General features: G+C 63.3%; 24 protein-coding genes. 12 read left to right on the top strand and 12 right to left on the bottom strand.

Annotated elements, in window-relative coordinates; genetic code table 11:
- Positions 1 to 8 precede the first annotated feature (8 nt).
- Positions 9 to 749 carry a two-component system response regulator OmpR gene (ompR, locus tag ACLCGK_RS19145; protein WP_012270052.1) on the top strand — a complete coding sequence of 247 codons (741 nt, stop codon included), beginning with the start codon at positions 9 to 11 and terminating at the stop codon, positions 747 to 749.
- 13 nt (positions 750 to 762) lie between these two features.
- Positions 763 to 2076: an ATP-binding protein gene (locus tag ACLCGK_RS19150; RefSeq protein ID WP_013970454.1), complete on the top strand. Its 1314-nt coding sequence runs from the start codon at positions 763 to 765 to the stop codon at positions 2074 to 2076.
- Positions 2077 to 2200: 124 nt separating this feature from the next.
- On the opposite strand, the gene rimK is transcribed toward ACLCGK_RS19150, so the two are convergent.
- Both rimK and ACLCGK_RS19160 read right to left on the bottom strand, forming a co-directional pair.
- Positions 2201 to 3106: a 30S ribosomal protein S6--L-glutamate ligase gene (rimK, locus tag ACLCGK_RS19155; RefSeq protein ID WP_015268602.1), complete on the bottom strand. Its 906-nt coding sequence runs from the start codon at positions 3104 to 3106 to the stop codon at positions 2201 to 2203.
- A complete protein-coding gene (locus tag ACLCGK_RS19160; protein ID WP_003257436.1) occupies positions 3103 to 3585 on the bottom strand; it encodes an ATP-dependent zinc protease in 483 nt (160 codons plus the stop codon). Before ACLCGK_RS19160 ends, rimK begins: the two co-directional genes overlap by 4 nt.
- 109 nt (positions 3586 to 3694) lie before the next feature.
- On the opposite strand from ACLCGK_RS19160, the gene ACLCGK_RS19165 reads away from it, so the two are divergent.
- A complete protein-coding gene (locus ACLCGK_RS19165) occupies positions 3695 to 4096 on the top strand; it encodes an RNA-binding S4 domain-containing protein (protein ID WP_013970457.1) in 402 nt (133 codons plus the stop codon).
- A 194-nt stretch (positions 4097 to 4290) separates the two neighbouring features.
- Here ACLCGK_RS19165 and ACLCGK_RS19170 read toward each other — a convergent pair whose 3' ends face one another.
- Positions 4291 to 5085, bottom strand: a complete 795-nt coding sequence (locus tag ACLCGK_RS19170; protein ID WP_410952689.1) for a phosphatase PAP2 family protein — start codon at positions 5083 to 5085, stop codon at positions 4291 to 4293.
- Between the two features lie 122 nt (positions 5086 to 5207).
- On the opposite strand from ACLCGK_RS19170, the gene hslO reads away from it, so the two are divergent.
- The 3 genes from hslO (at position 5208) to ACLCGK_RS19185 (ending at position 8559) form a co-directional block, all read left to right on the top strand.
- The gene (hslO, locus tag ACLCGK_RS19175) at positions 5208 to 6107 is read left to right on the top strand and encodes an Hsp33 family molecular chaperone HslO (RefSeq protein WP_013970459.1); all 900 of its coding nucleotides are present in this window, start codon (positions 5208 to 5210) and stop codon (positions 6105 to 6107) included.
- 179 nt (positions 6108 to 6286) lie between these two features.
- Positions 6287 to 7828, top strand: a complete 1542-nt coding sequence (locus ACLCGK_RS19180) for a phosphoenolpyruvate carboxykinase (RefSeq protein ID WP_013970460.1) — start codon at positions 6287 to 6289, stop codon at positions 7826 to 7828.
- Between the two features lie 290 nt (positions 7829 to 8118).
- A complete protein-coding gene (locus ACLCGK_RS19185) occupies positions 8119 to 8559 on the top strand; it encodes an acyl-CoA thioesterase (RefSeq protein ID WP_410952690.1) in 441 nt (146 codons plus the stop codon).
- A 55-nt stretch (positions 8560 to 8614) separates the two neighbouring features.
- Here ACLCGK_RS19185 and ACLCGK_RS19190 read toward each other — a convergent pair whose 3' ends face one another.
- The 3 genes from ACLCGK_RS19190 to fdhD form a co-directional block, all read right to left on the bottom strand.
- Positions 8615 to 9097, bottom strand: coding sequence for a glycine zipper domain-containing protein (locus ACLCGK_RS19190; protein WP_025337335.1), 483 nt, complete (start codon positions 9095 to 9097; stop codon positions 8615 to 8617).
- Between the two features lie 256 nt (positions 9098 to 9353).
- The gene (locus tag ACLCGK_RS19195) at positions 9354 to 11699 is read right to left on the bottom strand and encodes an FdhF/YdeP family oxidoreductase (RefSeq protein WP_410952691.1); all 2346 of its coding nucleotides are present in this window, start codon (positions 11697 to 11699) and stop codon (positions 9354 to 9356) included.
- A 5-nt stretch (positions 11700 to 11704) separates the two neighbouring features.
- Positions 11705 to 12535: a formate dehydrogenase accessory sulfurtransferase FdhD gene (fdhD, locus tag ACLCGK_RS19200; protein ID WP_410952692.1), complete on the bottom strand. Its 831-nt coding sequence runs from the start codon at positions 12533 to 12535 to the stop codon at positions 11705 to 11707.
- Between the two features lie 185 nt (positions 12536 to 12720).
- Between fdhD and lysM the strand changes: the two genes are divergently transcribed.
- Positions 12721 to 13161 (top strand): peptidoglycan-binding protein LysM, encoded by a 441-nt coding sequence (gene lysM / locus ACLCGK_RS19205; protein ID WP_023661080.1) that lies wholly within the window; start codon positions 12721 to 12723, stop codon positions 13159 to 13161.
- A gap of 112 nt (positions 13162 to 13273) precedes the next feature.
- Here lysM and yrfG read toward each other — a convergent pair whose 3' ends face one another.
- A complete protein-coding gene (gene yrfG / locus ACLCGK_RS19210; protein WP_410952693.1) occupies positions 13274 to 13936 on the bottom strand; it encodes a GMP/IMP nucleotidase in 663 nt (220 codons plus the stop codon).
- A gap of 64 nt (positions 13937 to 14000) precedes the next feature.
- Here yrfG and nudE point away from each other — a divergent pair, with 64 nt between their 5' ends.
- Positions 14001 to 14567 carry an ADP compounds hydrolase NudE gene (gene nudE / locus ACLCGK_RS19215; protein ID WP_013970466.1) on the top strand — a complete coding sequence of 189 codons (567 nt, stop codon included), beginning with the start codon at positions 14001 to 14003 and terminating at the stop codon, positions 14565 to 14567.
- Positions 14564 to 15382 carry a 3'(2'),5'-bisphosphate nucleotidase CysQ gene (cysQ, locus tag ACLCGK_RS19220; protein WP_041506303.1) on the top strand — a complete coding sequence of 273 codons (819 nt, stop codon included), beginning with the start codon at positions 14564 to 14566 and terminating at the stop codon, positions 15380 to 15382. The genes nudE and cysQ overlap by 4 nt, the downstream gene beginning before the upstream one ends.
- Before the next feature lie 150 nt (positions 15383 to 15532).
- Here cysQ and ACLCGK_RS19225 read toward each other — a convergent pair whose 3' ends face one another.
- From ACLCGK_RS19225 to rfbC, 4 genes are read right to left on the bottom strand one after another with little or no spacing between them, the layout of a single operon-like run.
- A complete protein-coding gene (locus ACLCGK_RS19225) occupies positions 15533 to 15988 on the bottom strand; it encodes a YiiD C-terminal domain-containing protein (RefSeq protein ID WP_410952694.1) in 456 nt (151 codons plus the stop codon).
- Positions 15988 to 17394 (bottom strand): sigma-54-dependent transcriptional regulator, encoded by a 1407-nt coding sequence (locus ACLCGK_RS19230; RefSeq protein WP_015268614.1) that lies wholly within the window; start codon positions 17392 to 17394, stop codon positions 15988 to 15990. Before ACLCGK_RS19230 ends, ACLCGK_RS19225 begins: the two co-directional genes overlap by 1 nt.
- Positions 17391 to 19205 carry an ATP-binding protein gene (locus tag ACLCGK_RS19235; RefSeq protein ID WP_054573394.1) on the bottom strand — a complete coding sequence of 605 codons (1815 nt, stop codon included), beginning with the start codon at positions 19203 to 19205 and terminating at the stop codon, positions 17391 to 17393. Before ACLCGK_RS19235 ends, ACLCGK_RS19230 begins: the two co-directional genes overlap by 4 nt.
- A gap of 42 nt (positions 19206 to 19247) precedes the next feature.
- Positions 19248 to 19793, bottom strand: a complete 546-nt coding sequence (gene rfbC / locus ACLCGK_RS19240) for a dTDP-4-dehydrorhamnose 3,5-epimerase (protein WP_015268616.1) — start codon at positions 19791 to 19793, stop codon at positions 19248 to 19250.
- 279 nt (positions 19794 to 20072) lie between these two features.
- Here rfbC and aguA point away from each other — a divergent pair, with 279 nt between their 5' ends.
- Both aguA and ACLCGK_RS19250 read left to right on the top strand, forming a co-directional pair.
- The gene (gene aguA / locus ACLCGK_RS19245; RefSeq protein WP_039614238.1) at positions 20073 to 21179 is read left to right on the top strand and encodes an agmatine deiminase; all 1107 of its coding nucleotides are present in this window, start codon (positions 20073 to 20075) and stop codon (positions 21177 to 21179) included.
- 184 nt (positions 21180 to 21363) lie between these two features.
- Entirely contained in the window at positions 21364 to 21561 is a 198-nt protein-coding gene (locus tag ACLCGK_RS19250; RefSeq protein WP_080563721.1) for a hypothetical protein, read from the top strand.
- Positions 21562 to 21694: 133 nt separating this feature from the next.
- Here ACLCGK_RS19250 and ACLCGK_RS19255 read toward each other — a convergent pair whose 3' ends face one another.
- Positions 21695 to 23773 carry a TonB-dependent receptor gene (locus ACLCGK_RS19255; RefSeq protein WP_410952695.1) on the bottom strand — a complete coding sequence of 693 codons (2079 nt, stop codon included), beginning with the start codon at positions 23771 to 23773 and terminating at the stop codon, positions 21695 to 21697.
- Between the two features lie 502 nt (positions 23774 to 24275).
- Between ACLCGK_RS19255 and ACLCGK_RS19260 the strand changes: the two genes are divergently transcribed.
- Positions 24276 to 25595 (top strand): OprD family porin, encoded by a 1320-nt coding sequence (locus ACLCGK_RS19260; protein ID WP_013970474.1) that lies wholly within the window; start codon positions 24276 to 24278, stop codon positions 25593 to 25595.
- The last annotated feature ends 92 nt before the right edge of the window (positions 25596 to 25687 follow it).

The following is a 25687-nucleotide window of genomic DNA, read 5'->3' on the forward strand; positions in this document are numbered from 1 at the left end:
AGTTATTCATGACCGGCACGCCAAACACCGCTGAAGGTGACAAGATTCTCATCGTCGACGACGACCCGGGGCTGAGCAGCCTGCTGGAACGTTTCTTCACCAGCAAGGGCTACCGTGCCCGTGCGGTGCCCAACACCGAGCAGATGGACCGCCTGCTGCAGCGTGAGGTGTTCAACCTGGTGGTGCTCGACCTGATGCTGCCCGGCGAGGATGGCCTGTCGGCGTGCAAGCGCCTGCGCCAGCAGAACAACCAGATCCCGATCATCATGCTCACCGCCAAGGGTGACGAGCTCAGCCGTATCAAGGGCTTGGAGCTGGGCGCAGACGACTACCTGGGCAAGCCGTTCAACCCGGACGAGCTGATGGCCCGGGTCAAGGCCGTGCTGCGCCGCCAGGCACCGAGCGTGCCGGGTGCGCCGGGTAGCGAAGACGAGTCGGTCACCTTCGGCGACTACGAGCTGTCGCTGGCCACCCGCGAACTCAAGCGTGGCGACGAAGTGCACATGCTCACTACCGGCGAATTCGCCGTGCTCAAGGCGCTGGTGATGCACGCGCGCGAGCCGCTGACCCGCGACAAGCTGATGAACCTGGCGCGTGGCCGTGAATGGGATGCGCTGGAACGCTCCATCGACGTGCAGATCTCGCGTCTGCGCCGCATGATCGAGCCGGACCCGTCCAAGCCGCGTTATATCCAGACCGTGTGGGGCGTGGGCTACGTGTTCGTGCCGGACGGAAACGCCGGTAAATGATGCCGCGCCGTCGATGAAAACACCGCTCTGGTTTCCGCAAAGTTTCTTCGCCCGCACCCTGTGGCTGGTGTTGATCGTCGTCCTGTTCTCCAAGGCCTTGACCCTGGTCTACCTGCTGATGAACGAGGACGTGCTGGTCGACCGTCAGTACAGCCACGGTGTTGCGCTGACCCTGCGCGCCTATTGGGCGGCCGACGAAGAAAACCGCGACAAGATCGCCGAAGCGGCAGGCCTTATCCGGGTCACCGGCTCGGGCGTGCCCGAGGGTGAGCAGCACTGGCCCTACAGCGAAATCTACCAACGGCAGATGCAGGCCGAGTTGGGTGAAGACACCGAGGTACGGCTGCGCATTCATGCGCCGCCGGCGTTGTGGGTCAATGCGCCAAGCCTGGGGCCGGGCTGGTTGAAGGTACCGCTGTACCCGCACCCGCTGCGTGGGCAGAAGATCTGGAACGTGCTGGGTTGGTTCCTGGCCATCGGCCTGTTGTCCACAGCTTCGGCCTGGATCTTCGTGCGCCAGCTGAACCAGCCGCTCAAGCGCCTGGTGTTCGCCGCCCGGCAGCTGGGCCAGGGGCGCAGCGTGCGCCTGCCGATCAGCGATACGCCCAGCGAGATGACCGAGGTGTACAAGGCCTTCAACCAGATGGCCGAGGATGTCGAGCAGGCCGGGCGCGAGCGCGAGCTGATGCTGGCCGGGGTTTCCCACGACCTGCGCACACCGCTGACGCGCCTGCGCCTGTCGTTGTCGTTGCTGGACAGCGACAGCGAACTGAGTGACGACATGGTCCGCGATATCGAGGACATGGACGCGATCCTCGACCAGTTCCTGGCCTTTATCCGCGATGGGCGTGACGAGCCGGTTGAGGAGGTCGACCTGGCCGACCTGGTGCGCGAAGTGGTGGCGCCGTACAACCAGCCGGAAGAACGGGTGCGGTTGTGCCTGGAGCCGATCCCACCGTTCCCGCTGCGCCGGGTTTCGCTCAAGCGCATGCTGGGCAACCTGATCGGCAACGCCCTGCACCACGCCGGCAAAGGGGTCGAGGTGGCCGCCTATGTGTCGGGCGACGAGAGTGCGCCGTATGTGGTGCTGAGCGTGCTGGACCGCGGGACGGGGATCGACGAGTCGGAGCTGGAGACCATCTTCAACCCGTTCATTCGTGGTGACCGGGCCCGGGGGGGCAAGGGCACCGGGCTGGGGCTGGCGATCGTCAAGCGGATCGCGGCGCAGCATGGTGGGAATGTGGAGTTGCGCAATCGCTCTGGTGGCGGGATCGAGGCGCGGGTACGGTTGCCTTTGGGACTGTTGCTGCCGCGTAATGCTGTATGAATCTGGTTGGCTGCACCGGCCCTATCGCCGGCAAGCCAGCTCCCACAGGTAATCCACAAGCCTGAAGGTCGTGGTAATCCTGTGGGAGCTGGCTTGCCGGCGATAGGGCCGGTACAGGCTTGAATCAGCCCTTACCCTTGGTCCGAGTCTGATTAGGCCCGCCATTCTTCTCGAGATGCTCGATGATCATGCCGGCCACGTTCTTGCCGGTGGTCACTTCGATGCCTTCCAGCCCCGGCGACGAGTTCACCTCCATCACCAGCGGCCCGTGGTTGGAGCGCAGGATATCCACACCCGCCACACTCAAGCCCATCACCTTGGCCGCGCGAATGGCGGTCATGCGTTCTTCCGGGGTGATCTTGATCAGGCTGGCCACTCCACCGCGGTGCAGGTTGGAGCGGAATTCGCCCGGCTTGGCCTGGCGCTTCATCGACGCAATGACCTTGTCGCCGACCACGAAGCAGCGGATATCCGCGCCACCCGCTTCCTTGATGTATTCCTGCACCATGATGTTCTGCTTCAACCCCATGAACGCCTCGATCACCGATTCGGCGGCCTTGGTGGTTTCGCACAGCACCACGCCGATACCCTGTGTACCTTCCAGTACCTTGATCACCAGCGGGGCGCCGTTGACCATCTGGATCAGGTCGGGGATGTCGTCCGGCGAGTGGGCGAAACCGGTAATCGGCAGGCCGATGCCGCGCCGCGACAGCAATTGCAGTGAACGCAGCTTGTCGCGGGAGCGGGCTATCGCTACCGACTCGTTGAGCGGATACACACCCATCATCTCGAACTGGCGCAGCACTGCGCAGCCATAGAAGGTCACCGATGCACCGATGCGCGGGATCACCGCGTCGAAGCCTTCCAGCGGCTTGCCGCGGTAGTGGATCTGCGGTTTGTGGCTGGCAATGTTCATGTAGGCCCGCAGGGTGTCGATCACCACCATTTCGTGGCCCCGCTGGGTACCGGCTTCGACCAGGCGGCGGGTGGAATACAGACGCGGATTGCGCGACAGCACAGCGATCTTCATGCAGCACCTGTGGCAGTAGAAAGGGTGGCCGGGAAGGCCGGTTTGTCTTGTACGTATTTGAGGCCAGGGTTGACCACCAGCTGACCATGGATCAGGGCCTTGGAACCCAGCAACAGGCGATAACGCATGTTCTTGCGGCAGGCCAGGGTGAACTCCACTTCCCACACACCATCGCCCAGGGCCAGTGACGTGCGGATGACATAGCGGGTCTGGGCCTGGCCGTTGGAGCTCTTGATGGTTTTCATGGTCACCAGCGGTGCCTCGCAGCGGCGGTGGCGCAACTGCACCACCGAGCCAAGATGTGCGGTAAAGCGGACCCAGGGCTGGCCGTCGCGCTCGAACGGTTCCACCTCGGTGGCGTGCAGGCTGGAGGTGCTGGCACCAGTGTCGATCTTGGCGCGCAGCCCGGCCACGCCAAGGTCGGGCAGGGCGACCCACTCGCGCAGGCCGATCACAGTCAAATGGTCAAATGTCTTCACGAAACGCACCCTGCGGATGAGGTGGTGAACTGTAAGCACGGCGGGGATTTTTTGCATCCGATCGTTACGGTAGTACAGTTCGATGAAACACAGCGTTCGAGGTAACGGGATGGCACAAAAAGCCGAAGACGACGACAAGGTCCGCCTGGACAAATGGCTGTGGGCGGCACGCTTCTACAAGACTCGCGCGCTGGCCAAGGCGGCGATCGAGAGCGGCAAGGTGCATTGCCGGGGTGAGCGCTGCAAGCCGGGCAAGGAGCCGCGGGTGGGTGACGAGTTCGTGCTGCGCACCGGGTTCGACGAGCGCACCGTGGTGGTGAAGGCTCTGTCGGTGGTGCGGCGTGGGGCGCCAGAGGCGCAGACGTTGTACGAAGAGACCGAGGACAGCGTGCGCCGGCGTGAACAGGCGGCGGAACTGCGCAAGGCCGGGGCGATGGGCGTGACCACCGATGGGCGGCCGACCAAGAAGCAGCGGCGGCAGATTCACCAGTTGCATGGGAGCTTCGAATAGCCGGGGCCGCTTTTCGGCCCATCGCCGGCAAGCCAGCTCCCACAGGTACTGCGCAAGCCCTGAAACTTGTGCAATCCCTGTGGGAGCTGGCTTGCCGGCGATGAGGCCACGGCAGCCAGCACAAGGCCTGAGGCCTGCGCCCCCCTGTAGGAGCGGCCTTGTGCCGCGATGGGCTACGCAGTAGCCCCAAGGATCTAGCGGGTCACCGCCAAGCGCCCGACCAACGGTAACTTGGCCGCGATCGCGAACACCGGCGCCGTCCAGCGCATCAGCACCGCACTTCCCTTGGCCGCCAGCGGCGTATAGCAGCTCCAGCCCAACGCCAGCACCGCCATCAGCAGCCCGCCGATGTAGTCATCCTGCCCCCAGTGGGCACCGGCCACCAGGCGCGGCAACATGAACAAAACCGCCAACCCCCAGACCACCAGGTACTGCACCAGGCGGCGGCTGAACACGCTCATGAACAGCGCCCAGACCAGCAGCACCGAGGCATGATCGCCCGGGAAACTCTTGCTGGAACGGTCCTTGAGCTCCCAGACCGCCTCCAGGTTCGGATAGTAGTCGCTGAGGTGCACCACCTCGTCGAACATCATCGAAGGGCTCTTGTGCTGCCAGCCGGCTGCATCAACCCACTTGGAAAACAGCGCGCGAATCACCACTAAGAGGATTAGCGTGACCAGGAAGCCGAAAAAGGCCTGGCGCACCTGGGTTGCCTTGAACACCCAGTCGCCACGGATAAGCACTGCCAGAAGGATCAGGCCGACGACGATGTCGAATGGGCGCAGGCTACCGACGGTCCAGATGTAGCGCCAGGTGGTGTTGTCGGCCAGCGGCGCATTCAGGCTGTGGAACAGCCACTCGTCGAAAGTCAGGCACAAGATCTGGCCAATGGGCCATAACCAGAAACACAGTAGAGCGATAGGAAGCAGCGTACAGGCTGCCAATGGCCCCCAGGACCACCTTGCTTGGAACAGTGGTCGATTGTCCATAAAATACCTCTATTGCAAACAGGAATCGGAGCGCCTTGTGAGCGCTCTGTCACGGGGTTCTCGCATGTTTTCCGACAACCCTTGTAACCATTTTGTCATCATTTTTCAGATAGCCAAAACCTATGAGCGACTTGCCTGATACCGATTTCACCCAACGTTTCATCTTCGACGAGCGCGATGTGCGCGGCGAGTGGGTGTCTCTCGATGACAGCTACGCCGCGGTGCTGGCGCGTCATGAGTACCCGCAGCCGGTGCAGGCACTGCTGGGCGAGCTGATGGCCGCCACCGCCTTGCTGGTGGGGGCGCTGAAGTTCGACGGCCTGCTGATTCTGCAGGCGCGTTCCGCAGGGCCGATCCCGCTGTTGATGGTCGAATGTTCGGGTGACCGGGACATCCGTGGCATGGCCCGCTACGAAGCGGACCAGATCCCGGCGAATGCGACCCTGTCGCAGCTGATGCCTGACGGCCACCTGACCCTGACCATTGATCCGGTCAAGGGCCAGCGCTACCAGGGCACTGTCGACCTCGACGGCGCCACCCTGTCGGAGTGTTTCACCAACTACTTCGTCCAGTCGCAACAGCTCAACACGCGCTTCTGGCTCAACGCCGAAGGCGGCAAGGCCCGTGGCCTGCTGCTGCAGCAACTGCCGCGCGATCGCCAGCCGGACGATGAAGAGCGTGAAGAAAGCTGGCAGCATGTTGTGGCATTGGCCACCACGCTCAAGGCCGATGAGTGGGCGCTGGACAACGAAACCCTGTTGCACCGCCTGTACCACGAAGATGCTGTGCGCTTGTTCGATATCCAGCCGCTGCGCTTCAACTGCAGCTGCTCTCGCGAACGTTCCGGCAATGCGCTGGTCAGTTTGGGCGAGCACGATGCCAAGGCGCTGGTGGAAGAATGCGGCGGGCAGGTTGAGATCGATTGCCAGTTCTGCAACGAGCGCTATTTCTTCGACGCCAGCGATGTGGCGCAACTGTTTGCTGGTGGCGGCACTGACGTAGCCTCAGAAACTCGTCACTGAAACGTTTAACTACAGGATAATCTCCTGTCGAATTGCGCAAAAGCGCAGTTCTGACAGGAGGGGCCTACTTTTTTTGGGCGTTTCTGGCATAATCCGGCCACTTTTTTCGCTGTAGTAGTTTTTTCAAGACAACTACAAAACGTTTGGAGCACTCGGCCTCGGGCCGGATGGGGTATCTCATGACGCAAGCCAAAAACACCGTGTACACCGACCTGAGCGTCGATGAGCTGGTAAAAGAAGCGCTGCAACGCGGTGAAGGCGTACTAGCCGATACTGGCGCACTGGTCGTGGAGACTGGTCACCGTACAGGCCGTTCGCCGGCTGACCGTTTCATCGTCGAAGAACCTTCCACCCAGGATGCCATTGCCTGGGGCCCGATCAACCGCAAGTTCCCGGCCGACAAGTTCGATGCCCTGTGGGACCGCGTCGAGGCGTTCAACAACGCCCAGGATCACTTCGTTTCCTACGTTCACGTAGGGGCGGCCGCCGAGCACTACCTGCCGGTGAAGATGACCACCCAGACTGCCTGGCAGAACCTGTTCGGTCGTTGCCTGTTCATCAACCCGGAGCAGTACAACCCGGCTGGTCGTGGCGAGTGGCAGGTCCTCAACGTCGCCAACTTCGTGTGCGAGCCTGAGCGTGACGGCACCAACTCCGATGGTTGCGTGATCATCAACTTCGCTCAGAAGAAGGTTCTGATCGCTGGCATGCGCTACGCCGGCGAAATGAAGAAAGCCATGTTCTCGGTACAGAACTTCCTGCTGCCGGCTGCCGACGTACTGCCGATGCACTGCGCCGCCAACATCGGCGAAGCAGGCGATGTAACCCTGTTCTTCGGCCTGTCCGGCACCGGCAAGACCACCCTGTCGGCCGACGAAAGCCGTTACCTGATCGGTGACGACGAGCACGGCTGGGGCGAGGGCGTGGTCTTCAACATCGAAGGCGGCTGCTATGCCAAGTGCATCGACTTGTCCGAGAAGAACGAGCCGGTCATCTGGAAAGCCATCAAGCATGGCGCCGTGCTGGAAAACGTCGTTCTCGACGCCAACAAGCACGCCGACTACACCGATGTCAGCCTGACCCAGAACAGCCGTGCGGCCTACCCGCTGGAGCACGTTGCCAAGCGTTCCGAAGCGAACCTGGGCGGCGAGCCGAACGCAGTCATCTTCCTGACCTGCGACCTGACTGGTGTACTGCCGCCGGTTTCGATCCTGAACAACGAGCAGGCGGCCTACCACTTCCTGTCCGGCTACACCGCGCTGGTCGGTTCCACCGAAATGGGTTCGGGCAGCGGCATCAAGTCGACCTTCTCCACCTGCTTCGGCGCCCCGTTCTTCCCGCGCCCGGCTGGCGAATACGCCGAGCTGCTGATCAAGCGTATCAAGGGCTTCGACTCGAAGGTCTACCTGGTCAACACCGGCTGGACCGGCGGTGGCTACGGCGTTGGCAAGCGCTTCAGCATCCCGACCACCCGTGCCGTGATCGCTGCGATCCAGAGCGGCGCGCTGATCGGTGCCGAAACCGAGCACCTGGACATCATCAACCTGGACGTGCCTAAGGCCGTTCCAGGCGTTGATACCGTGCTGCTCAACCCGCGCACCAACTGGGCTGACAAGGCTGCCTACGACGAGGCCGCCAAAGGCCTGGCCAAGCTGTTCATCGAAAACTTCAAGAAGTTCGAAGTTTCCGACGCCATCAAGGCCGCTGGCCCGCAGCTGTAAGCTGCACCCGCCTGCAACGAGAAAGCCGCCTCTTGGGGCGGCTTTTTTGTTTTCTGATTCCCGGCGAGTGCAGTCTCTTGTAGGAGCGGCCTTGTGTCGCGATGGGCTGCAAAGCAGCCCCGGCAATTCAGGCATGGAAGCTGAAACCCCCGGGGCCGCATTGCGGCCCATCGCGACACAAGGCCGCTCCTACAGAGGATCGTGACCCGCGAAGAGGCCGGCACAAGCAGCGGGAAACCGGTTTTTCTGTTTCACTGTCAGCATTCATTGCGAAGACAAGAGCCAGCCAGATGACCGAATCCCCTCAGCGCACTGCCTTCTCCCACTTCCACCCCATCCTCACTCGCCCCCAGGACAATGACCTGAATGGCCACGTCGCCGGTGCCACCGTGCATGGCTTTTTCGAAACCGCCATCCAAGCGTTCCTCGTCGAACAGGCCGAACTGGACCTGCGTGACGGCGAGCTGGCGGCCTTCGTGGTCAGTTCGGCGGCGGATTTCTACGCGCTGCCAGGGTTCCCGGATGTACTGGAAGTGGGGCTGGGGGTGACGCGCCTGGCGGGCAGTACGGTGGAGTACCGCCTGGCCCTGTTCCGCCCAGGGGAGCCGGAGGCGTGTGCGGCAGGCACGGTGGTGCAGGTGTTCATCGATCGCGCCAGTGGCCGGCCAGTGGCATTGCCAGAGACGCTGCAGGTGATCCTGTCTGGTGTAGTGCTGGAACAGCAGGCATAAAAAAGCCCCGCTGGCAGGGGCGGGGCTTTTGTTGCCGGGGCAGGGCCCTCAGGCGTTAGTCGCGCCAGTGGCGCTTGTGCTTGCGATGGCCGTAATGATGGCCGCGGTCCCAGTGGCGGCGGTCGTCGTCATAACCACGACGGTAACGGCGGCCTTCGTGGTAATCGTCTCTGTCGGCCTCCTTACCCATGTAGTTACCCAGTGCGCCACCGGCACCACCGCCGGCTGCCGCGCCAATGTAGCTACCGGTAGTGCCGCCCACGGAGCGGCCGACCACGTTACCGCCTGCTGCGCCCAGCGCGCCGCCGATTGCGGCTTCCCCACGCTGACGCTTGTCGGCACCCAAGGCACCGCCAGCCGCGCCGCCCAGGCCGGCACCAATGGCGCCGCCGGTGCTACCACCGATGGAGTTGCCCACCACGGAGCCCAGTACCCCACCCAATGCGCCGCCAATGCCGGCCTCGGTGGTGCCGCCTGCCATGGCAACGCCGCTGAGCAAGCTGAAAGACAACAACAGTATCGAGGAGTACTTCTTCATCAAGAGAGCCTCATTAGGATGACGGGGCGATTTTTGAGCCTTACAGGCGCGGCTGGCAACGGAAATCCGACGAGTAACACGAGTTGTACACAATTCTCTAACTTACTGTATTTACTGTGAAACTTTATCGTTTTTTCGCTGTCTGAGACCTTTATGACGAAGCCCTGAACCTTGATGGAACAGGGCTTTTTTCGTTTTTGGCGGCACGGCTTCCGGCCTCTTCGCGGTCACGCCCGCGAAAGGGCCAACACCATTCCTACAGGATGCGCCCGTCGTCCCGCGCACGCTCCAGTTTGATGGCAATGAACTTCGACGTCGGCGTATGGCTGCCATCGCCAATGCTTTCCAGCGGCACCAGCGGGTTCACCTCCGGGTAGTACGCCGCCGCCTGCCCGGCCGGGATGTCGAATGCCAGCAGGGTGAAGCCATGCACGCGGCGTACATGCTCATCCCCCCACAACGACACGATGTCGACCTGCTGCCCCGGCTGGAAGCCCAGGCGGATGATGTCGGCTTCGTTGGCGAACAGCACCTCGCGCTGGCCACGCACGCCACGGTAGCGGTCGTCCAGGCCGTAGATGGTGGTGTTGTACTGATCGTGCGAGCGCATCGACTGCATGATCAGGTCTGGCACCTGGCCGCTGGCGCGTACACGCTCGTCGAGCAGCGTGTCGGGCAGCAGGTTGGCCTTGAAGTTCGCGCGGCCGTTGCTGGTATTCCATTCGCGGCTGGCGGCGCTGTTGCCCAGGTAGAAACCGCCCGGCTCGCGCAGGCGCTGGTTGAAGCCGCTGAAGCCGGCGATGGTGTCGCCGATCAGCTCGCGGATACGGTCGTAGTCAGCCACCAGCCAGTGCCAGTCCACGGGCTTCTTGCCCAGGGTGGCGGCGGCGATACCGGCGATGACCGCCGGCTCCGAGCGCATCTGCGTCGACAGCGGCTTCAGCTGGCCATTGGAGGCGTGGACCATGCTGAACGAGTCCTCTACCGTTACCGCCTGTGGCCCTTCTGCCTGCAGGTCGATGTCAGTGCGCCCCAGGCACGGCAGGATCAGTGCCTGCTTGCCGTGCACCAGGTGGCTGCGGTTGAGCTTGGTGCTGATGTGCACGGTCAGCTCGCAGTTGCGCAGTGCCTGGGCGGTGCGCTCGGTGTCCGGCGTGGCTTGGGCGAAGTTGCCGCCCAGGCCGATAAATACCTTGGCCCGTCCGTCGAGCATGGCGTGGATCGCCTCGACGGTGTTATGGCCATTGTGCCGGGGCACGGGGAAGCCGAAGCGCTGCTCGATGGCGTCCAGCAGGGCCACCGGCGGGCGCTCGTTGATGCCCATGGTGCGGTCACCCTGCACGTTGCTGTGGCCACGCACCGGGCACAGGCCTGCGCCTGGCACGCCGATATTGCCGCGCAGCATCTGCAGGTTGACGATTTCCTGGATGGTCGGCACCGAGTGGCGGTGCTGAGTAATGCCCATCGCCCAGCACATGATCACCCGCTTGCCACGGCAGTACATGCGCGCGGCCAGTTCGACATCGGCCAGCGCCAGGCCGGACTGGGTCTGGATGTGCTCCCACGGGGTGGCATCCACTACCGCCAGGTAGTCGTCGACGCCATGGCCATGTTCGGCGATGAAGGCGTGGTCGAAGACTGCCGGTTCGCCGTTGGCCTGGGCTTCGCGTTCCCATTGCAGGACGAACTTGGCCATGCCGCGTAGCAGCGCCATGTCGCCGCCCAAGGCCGGGCGGAAGAATGCGGTGTTGGTCGGCCGGTCGCTGTTGGTCAGCATTTCCAGCGGGTTCTGCGGGTGCTGGAAGCGCTCCAGGCCACGCTCCTTGAGCGGGTTGATGCACACCACCTGGGCACCGCGCTTTACCGCATCGCGCAGCGGGTCGAGCATGCGCGGGTGGTTGGTACCGGGGTTCTGGCCCCAGACGAAAATCGCGTCGGCGTGCTCGAAGTCGTCGAAGGTGACGGTGCCCTTGCCGACCCCGACGCTTTGCCCCAGGGCCACGCCGCTGGCCTCGTGGCACATGTTCGAGCAGTCGGGGAAGTTGTTGGTGCCGTAGGCCCGCACGAACAGCTGGTACAGGTACGCTGCTTCGTTGCTGGCGCGCCCCGAAGTGTAGAACTCGGCCTGGTCAGGGCTGGCCAGCTTGTTCAACTCGCGAGCGATCAGGGTGAAGGCGGCTTCCCAGCTGATCGGCTGGTAGCGGTCGCTGGACGCGTCATAGACCATCGGCTCGGTCAGGCGCCCCTGGTACTCCAGCCAGTAGTCGCTCTGCTGCAGCAGCGAAGTGACGCTGTAGCGGGCGAAAAAGGCGGCATCGACGCGGCGCTTGGTCGCCTCCCAGTTCACTGCCTTGGCACCGTTCTCGCAGAACTTGACCATGCCGCTTTCCGGCGAGTCGCCCCAGGCGCAGCCGGGGCAATCGAAGCCGCCGTTCTGGTTGGTCTTGAGCAGCGCGCGAATGTTCTTCAGCGCGTTATCGCTGCCAACCCAGGCCTTGGCCACGCTGCGCAGCGCGCCCCAACCACCGGCGGGGCCGTGGTAGGGCTTGTAGCGAGGGGAGGAGGCTGGGGCGTTGTCCGGGAGGTGTTGGTACGAGGTCACGACTGTTACGACTCCGCCGCTGGGCTGTAGACCCGCGGTGCGCTGTGCTTGGGCAGATGGATAAGGTTGAGGTTGTGCTTGCGCGCCCATTGCAGGGCAAGGCCGGTGGGCGCCGACAGGCTGACCAGGGTCTGGATACCGGCCCGCAGCACCTTCTGGATCAGCTCCAGGCTGCAGCGGCTGGTGACGATGGCCAGGCCACCCTGGCTGTCGATGCCTTGGCGCAGCAAGGCGCCGATCAGCTTGTCGAGGGCGTTGTGCCGGCCGATGTCTTCGCGGCCGAGCAGCAGTTCGCCGTGGCGGTCCATGAACAGCGCCGCATGCACCGCGCCGCAGTGCTGGCCGAGGGGCTGGAAGGCATCGATGCGCTCACGCAGGCCGACCAACCATTGCGCGGGTGGCAAAGGTGCGCCAGGCAGCTTGGCCAGCTCTGGCAGTGCCTGCTCCAGCGCTTCGACCCCGCACAGGCCGCAACCACTGGTGCCGGCCAACTGGCGGCGTTGGTTTTTCAGGTTCCAGAACGCACGGCTGGAAATCTCCAGGTCGGCGTACATTGCCGAGCCGCTGCCGGAGAGTTTCAGGTCGTAGATTTCCGTTGTGCCTTCGACTATGCCGCTGCCGACACTGAAGCCGACGGCGAAGTCTTCCAGGTCGGTGGGGCTGACCAGCATCACCGCCTGGTTCAGGCCGTTGTAGGCAATGGCCAGGGCCACTTCTTCGGCCAGGGGCGTGCTGTCGCGTCTGGCATCGTTGAGCTGGACGTAATCGTAGGTGTTGCTGGCGGCGGGCATGGTCAAGGGCGATGAGGCCGCGCAGACCGGAGGCTTGCTGTTCATCGGGGCTGACTGTTCATCGGACTATCGGCAACTTTCAGATAGCACAAGCCTAGGCGTGCGGGCCGGCGGCGTCTAATCGCTAGGGTCTATGCCTTGATAGACCGCGTCGATTGGTCGCATGGGGCGCCAGGGGAAAAGCTGGCCTAGACTGCTGTGTCCGAGGTTTCGTCAACAAGGGGAGCGTTATGAGCTTGTTCAGTTTCGTCAAGGAAGCGGGCGAGAAGTTGATCGACCTGCTGACCCCCGGCAATGCCAATGCCGAAGAGCAACTGAAGAAACACGTGGAAAGTGTCGGCCTGGGCAACCCGAATATCACGGCCACTGTAGAGGGAGACACGATCATCCTCAAGGGTGAGGTGGCCAGCCAGGAGGAGAAGGAGAAGATCATCCTGGCGGCGGGTAACGTCGCAGGCGTTGCCAGTGTCGACGACCAGATCACCGTGACCGGGCCGGTGGCCCAGGCCGCGCGGTTCGTGACGGTGGAGAAGGGTGATACGTTGAGCGCCATTTCGAAGAAGGTGTATGGCGACCCCAACAAGTACCAGAAGATCTTCGAGGCCAACAAACCGATGCTCAAGCACCCGGACAAGATCTATCCGGGGCAGGTGTTGCGTATTCCTGACTGATCTCTGCAGCCTGTACCGGCCTCTTCGCGGGCTCGCCCGCTCCCACAGGTACAGCGCCAGCCGTGAATGTGGCGCTGTACCTGTGGGAGCGGGCATGCCCGCGAATGGGGCCTCACAGGCCGACCAATAGCTCCCGGTAATCCTCGACCGCCGCAAACTCTTCGGTATCCCGCGGCCCTGCCTGGCTATCCGGCTGGCGCACCGCCAGCAGATGCCCCACGCCAAACCGTCGCGCACTGCGCAGAATCGCCAGGGTGTCATCGATAAACAGGCTGCGCTCCGGTTCAAAGCCTATGTCCGCCTGCAATGCATCCCAGAACTGCGGGCTTTCTTTCGGGTAGCCGTAGTCATGCGAGCTGATCAGCCGTTCGAAGTAAGGCGCCAGCTCCACCCGCTCCAGCTTCAGTGACAGCGAATCCCGGTGCGCATTGGTGATCATCACCACGCGCTTGCCCGCGTCGCGGATCGCGGCAAGGAAAGTGTCGGCATCCGGGCGCAGGGCGATCAGGTCGGCGATTTCCTGTTTCAGCTCACGGATCGGCAGCCGCAGTTCGCGGCTCCAGAAGTCCAGGCAATACCAGTTAAGCGTGCCGGCATTGCGTTCGAACAGCGGCTGCAGTTCCATTTCCGCCATGGCCCGGCTCACCCCGTGCAGCTGCGCATAGCGCTGGGGCAGGTGGTCCAGCCAGAAGCGGTTGTCGTAATGCAGGTCGAGCAGGGTGCCATCCATGTCCAGCAGGACGGTATCGATGGCGGACCAGGGAAGAACAGGCATGGGAAACTCTCGATCAGTCGGCAAGCCACGGTATAGTAACCCGTTCACGCCAAGGAGCCGCCCCATGCGCCAGAAACCCACCGTCCTCAGCCGCGAAATCGTCGCCAGCAGCCGCCTGTTTCGCGTCGAAGCCGTGCAATTGCGCTTCAGCAATGGCAACGAGCGTACCTACGAGCGCCTGGTGGGCCGGGGTAATGGTTATGGGGCGGTGATGATCGTGGCCATGCTCGATGCCGAGCACGCGGTGCTGGTGGAGGAATACTGCGGCGGCACCGACGAATACGAGCTGTCGTTGCCCAAAGGCCTGATCGAGCCGGGCGAGGACGTGCTGGCGGCAGCCGACCGGGAGCTCAAGGAAGAAGCCGGCTATGGCGCTCGCCAGCTGGAGCACCTTACCGAGCTGTCGCTGTCGCCGGGCTACATGAGCCAGAAGATCCAGGTGGTGCTGGCCAGCGACCTGTACGAGGAGCGCCTGGAGGGCGATGAGCCGGAGCCGATGCGGGTCGACAAGGTTAACCTGCGCGAGCTCTCGGCCCTGGCCATGCACCCACAGTTCACCGAGGGGCGTGCCTTGGCGGCGCTGTACCTGGCGCGTGACCTGCTGATTCAGCGGGGGCTGCTGGAAGCATGAACGACCTGCAACTGATGCACGAAGTGGTCAAGCTGGCCCTGTTGGCGGGCGAGGCGATCTTGCCGTTCTGGCGCGCCGATGTGGCCGTGACCAACAAGGCCGACGATTCGCCGGTCACCGCCGCCGACTTGGCGGCGCACCGGGTGATTGCCGATGGCCTGCTGGCGCTGGCGCCGCAGATCCCGGTGCTGTCCGAAGAGGACTGCAACATTCCGCTGGCCGAGCGTCAGGGCTGGAGCCGCTGGTGGCTGGTCGACCCGCTGGATGGCACCAAGGAATTCATCGCCGGCAGCGAGGAGTTCACGGTCAACATCGCCCTGGTCGAAAACGGCGAGGTGGTGTTCGGCGTGGTATCCATGCCGACCAACGGGCGCTGCTACTTCGGTGGACGTGGGTTGGGCGCCTGGCGTGCGGAAGCGGGTGAGGCTCCGCAGCCGATCCAGGTTCGCGACGAGCCGCCGGCAGGTGGGCGTTTCACCGTGGTTGCCAGCCGTCGCCATTCCAGCCCGGAACAGGAAGCGCTGTTGGCCGGGTTGGGGGCTGCGTTGGGGGAACTGGAGCTGGCCAATATCGGCAGTTCGTTGAAGTTCTGCCTGTTGGCCGAGGGCAGCGCTGATTGCTATCCCCGCCTGGCACCGACCTCGCAGTGGGATACCGCGGCGGCGCAGGGGGTGGTGGAAGGGGCTGGTGGGGAGGTAATCGGGCTGGATGGCTTGCCGTTCCGGTACCCGGCGCGGGAGTCGTTGCTCAACCCGCATTTCCTGGCGTTGCCGGCAAATGCTGCTTGGCGCGAAGCCTTCCTGAGCCTGATCTGACGATCCCACAGGTACAGCAATCCTTCGCAGCTACGCGGAACCTGTGGGAGCGGGCAAGCCCGCGAACACCGGCGGAGCCGGTGCCGTAGACCGCGGTGCCTGCTTCGCGGGCGCGCCCGCTCCCACAGGGTTCGCGACAGCCTCCCAGTTTCAGCGGTGCAGCACGTACTGGCCGCTGAAGGTAACAGCAGGCTCGTCACTACCGGCATTGCTCACCGTGGTCTCCAGCGTCAACCGTGCCCTCCCGCGGCGCTGGTACATGGTCAAGAACCGCTCCCAGGTCTTTTCATCCGGCGCCGCACAGCGCGCCACAGCCGCCCCGGTAACCGGCAGCGGATAACTGATCTGCCCTTCCTGGATGACGATATGCCCGTCATCGATCCCCAGCTCGCGCAGGCGCAGGTGCAGCCAGCCCCAACCCACCAGCACCGCGGCGCAGTACAGGCTACCGCCGAACATGGTGCTCTTGTGGTTGACGTTGGCCGCCAGCGGCAATTGCAGGCGCAGGGTGTGCTGCTGCCAATCGAGCACTTCCAGGCCCATTTCGCGGGTCAGGGGGATGTCGCCGTGCAGGACGGTCTGCAGGTACTGGCTATCGGTGTTCATTAACGGTTGTCCTCTTGATCGTCATGCCCGCCGCTACCGCCATCGAAGCTCAAGCCATGCTTGCGCAGCTTGTCGTGCAAGGTTTTGCGGGGGATGCCCAGCGCCTCGGCCAGGCTGCGCATGGAGCTGTGTGGCTGGGCCAGTTCGGCAGCGATCAGCGAGCGCTCGAACTGCTCGACCTGTTCGCTGAGGTTGCCGCTCGGCATCGGTACCGAAGGCATTGCCGCAGGCGGCGCCTGGCCGTCCAGAGCCAGTTCCAGGCCAAGGGCGAAACGCTCGGCGGCGTTCTGCAGCTCGCGTACGTTACCGGGCCAGTCGTGACGCAGCAGCATGGCGCGCTGGGCCGGCTGCAGGGCGTGTGGCGGCAGACCATGGCGCTCGCTGGCGGCGTCGGCGAAGTGCTGGAAAAGCACCAGGATGTCATCGCCGCGTTCGCGCAGCGGTGGAATACGCAGCGGCGCCACGTTCAGGCGGTAATACAAATCGGCGCGGAACCGCCCTTGGTCAGCGGACTGGCGCAGGTCCTCCTTGGTCGCGGCGATGATGCGGATGTCCAGCGGGATCAGCTGGTTGCCACCCAAGCGCTCGACCACCCGTTCCTGAAGCATGCGCAGCAGTTTCACCTGCACATCCAGGCTCATGCTCTCGATTTCGTCGAGGAACAGTGTGCCGCCGTTGGCGAACTCGAACTTGCCGATGCGGCGTTTCTGCGCGCCGGTGAACGCCCCGGGCTCATGGCCGAACAGCTCGCTTTCGACCACCGACTCGGCGAGTGCGCCGGCGTTGATCGCCACGAACGGCCCGTCGCGGCGGCTGGACAGGTCGTGCAGGGCGCGGGCCACCACCTCTTTGCCGGCACCGGTCTCACCCAGGATCAGCACGTCGGCGCGAGTGCCGGCCAAGGCGCCGATCTGCTCGCGCAAGCGCTGCATGGACGGCGACTGGCCCACCAGGCGGGTGGCCAGTTGCTGGCGGTCGCTCAGGGCCAGGCGCAAGCTGCGGTTGTCCAGCACCAGGCGGCGCAGGGCCAGGGCGCGGCGCACGCTGTCCAGCAGGGCGTCGCTGGCAAAGGGTTTTTCCAGGAAGTCATAAGCCCCGGCGCGCATTGCCTGCACCGCCAGCGGCACATCACCGTGGCCGGTGATCAGCAATACCGGTAGCTCGTTGTCACGGCCGTGCAGTTGTTCCAGCAGCTGCAGGCCATCGATACCCGGCATGCGGATGTCGCTGACCACCACGCCGGGCCAGTCGGCCTCGATGCGTTCGGCCAGGCCCTGGGCGTCGGCCAGGGCGACCACCTTGAGCCCGGCCAGGTCCAGGGTCTGGCTCAGGGCTTGGCGCAGGTGCGGGTCATCATCGACCAGGATGACCTGGGCTCGGCTGTCGATCAGTGTCTCGGTGGTCATGCCGAGGGGTCCTCCGAATTGGGCAAAGTAGCGCCAGGCGCGGCCACACGCAGCTGCAGGGTCAGCAGTGCGCCACCTTCCGGGTGGTTGGCCAGCAGCAGTTCACCGCCCAGGGCACGCATCAGGCTTTCGCAGATGGCCAGGCCCAGGCCCAGGCCCTGGGTGCGGGTCTTGGTGGTGAAGAACGGCTCCTTGGCGTGCTCCAGGGCCTGGCGGCTGAAGCCGGGGCCGTTGTCGCGAATGTACAGGTAGACGCAGTCATCGCGCTGTTCGGCACTTAGCCACAGGCGGCGCGGGTTGGCTTTTTCGGTCAGGGCGTCGAGGGCATTGGCCAGCAGGTTGCCGAGCACCTGGCGCAGGCGGGTCTCGCCGGCCTGTACCCACAAGGTGGCCTCCGGCAGGTCGCGGATCAGCTCCACGGCCATTGCCCGGCGGCGCTTGGCCAGCAGCGCCAGGGCGTCGTCCAGGGCCGGCTGCAAGGCCACGCTCTCCGGGGCATGGCGGTCACGGCGGGCGAAGGCGCGCAGGTGGGCGATGATCGAGGCCATGCGCCCGGTCAGCTCGCCAATCAGCTTGAGGTTGCCGCGGGCTTCTTCGGTTCGCTGGTGGTCGAGCAGGATCTCGGCGTTTTCCGCGTAGCTGCGGATGGCGGCCAGCGGCTGGTTGAGTTCGTGGCTGATGCTGGCCGACATGGTGCCGAGCACCGACAGCTTGCCGGCCTGTACCAGTTCGTCCTGGGCGCGCACGGCCTCCTGTTGGGCGTTCTCACGCTCCAGTACGGCGCTCTTGAGCCGGGTGTTCAGGCCTTCGAGGTCGGCGGTGCGCTCGGCCACGCGTTTTTCCAGTTCCTGGCGGCCGCGTGCCTCGAAGTCGATGCGGTCGATGTAGTGACGGCGCCGCTGCATCACCAGGCCAGCCAGCAGTATCAGCACCAGCAGGGTGCCAGCGCCGATGGCCATCACGGTTTGCACCGAACGGTCGACCAGCATGCGCGGAGCGAGGATGCTGACCTGCCAACCGGTTTCCTTGATGTCCCGGGTCTGGCTGATCCAGGCGTCCGGGTTGAGTACCAGCGGTTGCGGGGCTTGGGTCGGGTAGGGCTGGATGGCGATGATCGCCTGGCGCTCGGCCTCGGTCAGCGCGCGGGTCGCGCGGAAGCGCCAGTCGGGCCGCGAGGTCAGGATGACCACGCCATTGTGGTCGGTCAGCAACAGCTGCTCGGGAGTGCGGCCCCACAAGGTTTCGGTGTGGTCGAGGTCGACCTTGACCACCAGTACGCCAACGATGCGTTCACGGTCTCGCACGGCGGCGGCGAAGAAGTAACCGCGCTTGGCCGATGTGGTGCCCTGGCCAAAGAAGCGCCCCAGGCGGCCGGCCATGGCTTCGTTGAAGTAGGGGCGGAAGGCGAAGTTGCGGCCGACGAAGCTGTCGCGCTTGTCCCAGTTGGAGGCAGCCAGGGTATTGCCGCTGACGTCCATCAGGTACATCACCTCGGCGCCGGTCTGCTGGACGATGTCCTTGAGCAGGCGGTTGGCATTGGTCACTGCCTCCAGGCGGAACGGGTCGGCCAGCACACCGCGCAGCGCCGGCAGGTCGCCGAGTATCTGTGGCAGGGTTTCATAGCGGTGCAGGGTACCGAGCAGGTTGGCGACATACAGGTCGAGGGTCTGGCGGTTCTGCGAGGCCAGTTCTTCCTGGTAGTAACGTTCGGCCAGGTGATGCAGGGGCCACAATAACGGGACCAGGCACACGGCCAACAGGGCCAGGCTGCGCCAGCGGGGACGGCGTGGGGGCGTGGGTTTTGCAATCATCACGTAAATGCGCCAGAAAAGTCTGCCGCAATTATGCGCTAGTTAAGGCAGCAGTTCCGCCTCTGCCAGCGGCAGGCCGAGCTTGTCCTTGTCCGACAGCACCGGTGGCTGCTGCAGCCCCCAGTCGATGGCCAGCGTCGGGTCGTCCCAGCGGATGCAGCGGTCGGCGCCCGGGTTGTAGTAGTCGGTGGTCTTGTAGAGGAACTCGGCCGACTCGCTCATCACCGCAAAGCCATGGGCGAAGCCGGGTGGAATCCATAACTGGCGATGATTGTCGGCCGACAGCTGCACCGCGACCCATTGGCCGAAGGTTGGCGAGCTCTTGCGCACGTCCACGGCAATATCACGGATTTCCCCCTGCACCACGCGCACCAGCTTGCCTTGAGTGTTTTCCACCTGGTAGTGCAGGCCACGCAGCACACCCTTGATGGAGCGCGAGTGGTTGTCCTGGACGAACTCGGCCTTCACGCCGGTTTGCCGGGCGAACTCGCGGGCGTTGAACGCCTCGAAGAAAAAACCACGGCTATCACCGAAAACCTTCGGCTCGATGATCAGTACTTCAGGGATCGCGGTAGGGATGATGTTCATGGCGATTCGCTGGCCCGTTCTGCTCATGTATTGACCCTAGCCGGTCTGGCCGTTTTTTCCGCCTCGGGCTTCAACGGCGTTCACAAGGGCTGGCTATGGTAGATGTCGTGCCGTTTTGCTTCTCGGTCAAGGTTGGGGGTGTATCGATTGTTATCGATTTAATTCCCTTGTCTTCTCATGATTTTCCCGATTATCGGGCTTCAAATATCGATATATATCGGTTATAAATTGACAAACGCCCCAGCACAGTCCGGCTCAGGGCCATCACAGAGGTCAATCATGAAAACCCTCAACTCCACTCCCCGTGCCGATGGTTTCCACATGCCCGCCGAGTGGGCCCCGCAAACCCAGGTGTGGATGGTCTGGCCGGAGCGCCCGGACAACTGGCGCCTTGGCGGCAAGCCGGCGCAGGCTGCCCATGTGACCCTGGCCAAGGCCATTGCCCGCTTCGAGCCGGTAACCGTCGCGGTTTCCGCTGGCCAGTACGAAAATGCCCGCCGCCAGCTCGACCAGCCGAACATTCGCGTGGTCGAGATCAGCAATGACGATGCCTGGGTGCGTGACACCGGCCCGACCTTCGTCATCAACGACCAGGGTGAAGTGCGTGGTGTGGACTGGGGCTTCAATGCCTGGGGCGGCTTCGACGGCGGCCTGTACGCACCGTGGAACCGTGACGAGGAGCTGGCGGCCAAGGTCCTGGAAATGGAGCGCTGCCAGCGCTACCACACCGAAGGCTTCGTGCTCGAGGGCGGCTCGATCCACGTGGACGGCGAAGGCACGGTGATTACTACCGAAGAATGCCTGCTCAATCGCAACCGCAACCCGCACCTGAACCGCGAGCAGATCGAAGCGGTGCTGCGCGATCATCTGGCGGTGGACACCGTGGTCTGGTTGCCGGATGGCCTGTACAACGACGAGACCGATGGCCATGTCGACAACTTCTGCTGTTACGTGCGCCCGGGCGAAGTGTTACTGGCCTGGACCGATGATTCCAACGACCCCAACTATGCACGCTGCCATGCCGCCATGGAGGTGCTGAAGAACACCCGCGATGCCAAGGGCCGCGAGTTCATCGTGCACAAAATGCCGATCCCGGGTCCGCTGTTCGCTACTGCCGAAGAGTGCGCCGGGGTCGATCAGGTGGCAGGCAGCCAGGAGCGTGACCCATCGGTGCGCCTGGCCGGCTCGTACGTGAACTTCCTGATCGTCAACGGCGGCATCATTGCGCCTAGCTTCGACGACCCGGCAGATGCCGAGGCCAGAGCGATCCTGGCTAAGATCTTCCCCGACCATGAGGTGGTGATGATCCCTGGTCGTGAGCTGCTGTTGGGCGGTGGCAACATCCACTGCCTGACCCAGCAGCAACCGGCACCGGTCAAGCGTTGAGCGCACGGTGAATCAAGAGGCCCGTCATGACGGGCCTTTTTTATTCGCGAGGGCCGTCCGCAGGCTGGTGCTGGCATAAGTTTTGTATTGTTTTCAGTGAGATAGCTCGGCCATGCCGCGCTCTCGGACCTGTAACAATCCTTACGTAGATTAGCCGCTCACGGGCCAGGGAGTACGTGTAGAAATGAACGCAGCAAGTGAGTCGGCTTTGCGCCCATCGGCAGTGAATCACCAATCGCTCAGGCTTGTGGCGAAGTGGTTGAAACACCATGGAAGCATCAGGGTCAGGACGACCGACCCACGACGTCTGCTTGCCGGACGATACCCCCAAGGGCTGATCAGCGAAGCAGAAATGCAGGCGCTGATGGCAGTGTGGCATTGATCGAATCGGTATTACCTGTACCGGCCTCTTCGCGGGCATGCCCGCTCCCACAGGTACCTCACAGGCTTCGAGGCATGTGGTGCTCCTGTGGGAGCGGGCGAGGCCGCGAAGAGGCCGGCACAGGCATTAAAGATCAGAAGCTGTAGCTGCCAGTCACCACCAGGCTGCGCGGGTCACCCACCTGGATCTGCGCCGCACTGGTTGCCGAGCTGTAATAGGTCTTGTCGGCGATATTGCTCAGCGCCGCCCGCACATCCCAGTCATGCGTGCGGTACCCCGCCAGTGCATCCCAGCGGCCATACCCCGGCAGCACCGTGGTGTTCTGGTTGTCCGCATAACGCTCGCCTACCAACGTCAGGCCGGTTTCGGCGTACCAGCCCAGTTCCGGTTTCCAGGTCACGAACAGGCTACCGTTGCGCTTGGCCACGTCATTGATGCGGTTGCCTTCCTGGCCGTTGTTGTCCTTGACGATGGTCGCGTCCTGCAGGCCGATGCCACCGCGCACGTACCAGTTGCCAACGATGTTGCCGGTGGCGGTCAACTCGATACCGCGCGAACGCTGCATGCCGCTGAGCAAGATGTTTTCCGGGACAAGCGGGTCGCGGGTGCGGCGGTTGTACAGCTCCAGCTCGTAGATGGCCAGGGTGGTGGTCAGGCGCTGGTCGAGCCAGTCGCTCTTCACGCCGATTTCCTTCTGACGGGTTTCTTCCGGCTTGGCGTCGTTACCGTTGCCTTTTGCGCCTGGGGTGATGCCGATCAACCCGCCGCCAACCGGCGAGAAGGTCTTGCTCCACGAGGCGTAGAACGAATGGTCGCGCCACGGTGTATAGACCACACCCAAGCGTGGGCTGGTGCTGTTGCTGTCCTGTGTTTCGCGCACGCCATCCTTGTTGGTGGTCTGCACGTCGAACTGGTCGAAGCGTACACCGGCAAGAACCTGCCACTGATCGTTCAGGCGGATCTGGTCTTGCAGATAAAGGCCGCGGCTATCGACCACGGTATGGTTGTCACTAAACAACGTCATTGGGCCATTGAGCTGCTGGTTGCGGCTGGGCTTGCCCAGGCCCTGGAGTTTCTGGTCGACCGCTTTGTACAGCTCCGGGTCGCGCTTCTGGTTGCCGAACTCCAGGCCCAGCAACAGCTTGTGCTCCAGGCCCAAGGTGTCGAAGTCGCCCTCGGCCTCCAGGGTGTTGAACAGGTTTCGGGTGTTCAGGTCCTGCTGCCAGCGCTGGCGGGTCAAGGTTTCGGTGCTGGCGTCGTAGCCCGTGACGTAGGTGTTGTCGAACTCACTGTCGAGCTTGAACAGGCCAAGGGTATGGCGCAACTGCCAGGTTTCGTTCAGCTGATAGTTCAGGCGCGAGCGCAGCGACTGGGCGCGGTCGTCGATATAGTCGCGCTGGGTGTCGCCGTAGGTGGTGCTGCGGCCGACATCGGCCGGGCGGCCGTTGACCCCGGGGATGCCTCGGTCCGGGGTGCGGTTGTAGCGGCTGTATTCGTATTGCACCAGCCAGTTCAGGTCGGGGGTGACCTGCCAGCTGATCGACGGGGCGAACAGCTGGCGGCTGCCGTCGATGCCGTCACGGAAGCTGTTGTTGTCCTGGTTGCCCATGTTCAGGCGCAGGCTGACGGTGTCGCTGGGGTCGGCACTGAGGTCGGCATACAGGCTGCGCAGGTCTTCGCTGCCGGCCTGCGCCTCGATGCTCGAACGGCGGCCGTGCTCCGGCGCCTTGCTCACCCGGTTGACGATACCGCCCTGGCTGCCACGGCCATAAAGCACCGCTGCCGGCCCCTTGAGCACTTCGACCCGCTCGATGTTATGCAGGTCGCGGATGTACTGGCTGTCGTCGCGAATGCCGTCCAGGTAGAAGTCGTTGCTGGCTTCGAAGCCGCGGATGCGCACGCTGTCGAAGCGGGTGTCGGCACCGCTGCTGACGTTGGGGATGCCTTCCAGCGCCTTGCCCAGGGTGTTGCTGCCGTAATCCAGCACGTTGACGGTCTTCACCGTGTCGATGGCCTGCGGCACATAGCGTACTGGCGTCGAGGTGCGGGTCGCGGTGCTTACCTCCTTGACCCGCGGGTTGTCCTCTTCGCGTTCACTGTCGGCGGTTACCGACAGTTCCGGCAGGGTGGTGGTGGCGGCACTGGCCAGGCCGGCGCCGAACAGCAGCGACAGGCCAAGCGTCAGGGGTGAAAGACGGCAGGGTACAAGCATGGGCACATCCGGATCGAGCAGGTGAAAAATAGATACGGATGGTAATGCTTGTTATTTGCTATTGCTTGAGTATTTGTAAAGGCTTGTCATTACATCTGTGTCAGTTTGTTACGGTCTCCACCGCGCCGCGTTTCCCTGTAGGAGCAGCCTTGTGCTGCGAAAGCCCTCACAGGAAATTGTCCGTTCGATCAAAAGGCTATTTCTCACACAAGATAAATTGTCCGCTGATAGCGCAAACCTGCATGGAAATGCACCAGACCCATAGGCAATTTTGGTTATATCAACCTGCATTTCACGACTTTTTGACATTTGTAATCGCACACGGCTAGGATTCGGCCAACGCCTGCTGGCCATGATCTTGGCCATGCTGCTGCCAGAGGCCGCCGTGTGATTACCGGCAGGCCTTCCAGTCTGGATCCGCATAGCGTCGAACCTACGAAGGGGCGTTGGTTCCTGGCGTCATATTGCAGAGCGTTTTTGATTAAGAAATAAGGAAAACAACATGTTGAAAACCAGGATCAGCCTGGTCGCCCTGGCGATGATCGCCGCGACCCAGGCCCAGGCCAATGATCAGGCCGACAGCAAAGGCTTCATCGAGGACAGCCACGCCAACGTCCTGCTGCGTAACGCCTACATCAATCGTGACAAGAAGCACGGCACCGACGACCAGATCGAATGGGGCCAGGGCGTCATCGCCAACTTCTCCTCCGGCTTCACCCAGGGCACCGTTGGTGTCGGCGTCGATGCATTCGGCCTGTACGCCGTGCGTCTGGATGGCGGCAAGGGCCACAACGGTGGCGCCGGTGTCGACTTCTTCAAGCCTTCGGACTTCAAGGACGAGAACGGCAACGCCAACTCGCCGCACAACCTGGCCCGTGGTGGCGCTGCAGTGAAGTTCCGCATCTCCAACACCGTGCTCAAGTACGGTGACCAGATGCCGGCACTGCCAGTGCTGCAGTACGACGACGCCCGTCTGCTGCCAGAAAGCTTCACCGGTACCCTGATCACCTCCAAAGAGATTCAGGGCCTGGAACTGAACGCCGGCCGCTTCACCCAGGAAGCGCGCAAGAGCGCCGAGCGCCGTGACGGTGGTGGCCTGAAGTCGATCAACGTCCTTGGTGGTAGCTACAAGTTCACCGACAACTTCACCGCTTCGCTGTACACCGCCGACAACGAAGACGTGATGAAGAAGCACTACCTGGGCCTGAACTACGTCTTCCCGATTGCCAACGACCAGTCCCTGACCCTGGACTTCAACGGCTACAAGTCGGACATCGACAACAAGTTCGTGAAATCCGCTGGGCTGAACGGCGACTCCAACACCATCTGGAGCCTGGCAGCCACCTACGCCTACGGTGCCCACTCGTTCACCATCGCCCACCAGCGCAGCACCGGCAGCACCGGCTACAACTACGGCTGGTACCAGAACGAGGGTGGCGTGGGTGACGGTGGTTCGACCATCTACCTGGCCAACTCGTACTGGTCCGACTTCAACGCCGAAGACGAGCGCTCCTGGCAGCTGGGCTACGGCCTGGACTTCGGTGCCTACGGCATCCCGGGCCTGACCTACAAGCTTGCCTACGTGGTGGGTGACAACATCAACACCCGCAACGTCGACAACCCGCAGGGCTTCGGTGAAGGTAAAGAGCGCGAGATCTTCAACCAGATCCGTTACGTGGTGCAGGACGGCCCGGCCAAGGACCTGTCGATCAAGCTGCGTAGCTCGTTCGTGCGTACCAACAACGCCGTGCAGCAGAACGGTTACAACGACGACGGCAACGAAGTCCGCGTATTCGTCGAGTACCCGATCAGCATCTTCTGATCCGCAGTTGTTTGCATAAAAGCCTGGGGCCGCGCTGCGGCCCTTCGCGGGCTTGCCCGCTCCCACAGGTATAGCGCCGCTTTCGAATCTGG

It is taken from the genome of Pseudomonas sp. S1(2024) (genome assembly GCF_046557535.1).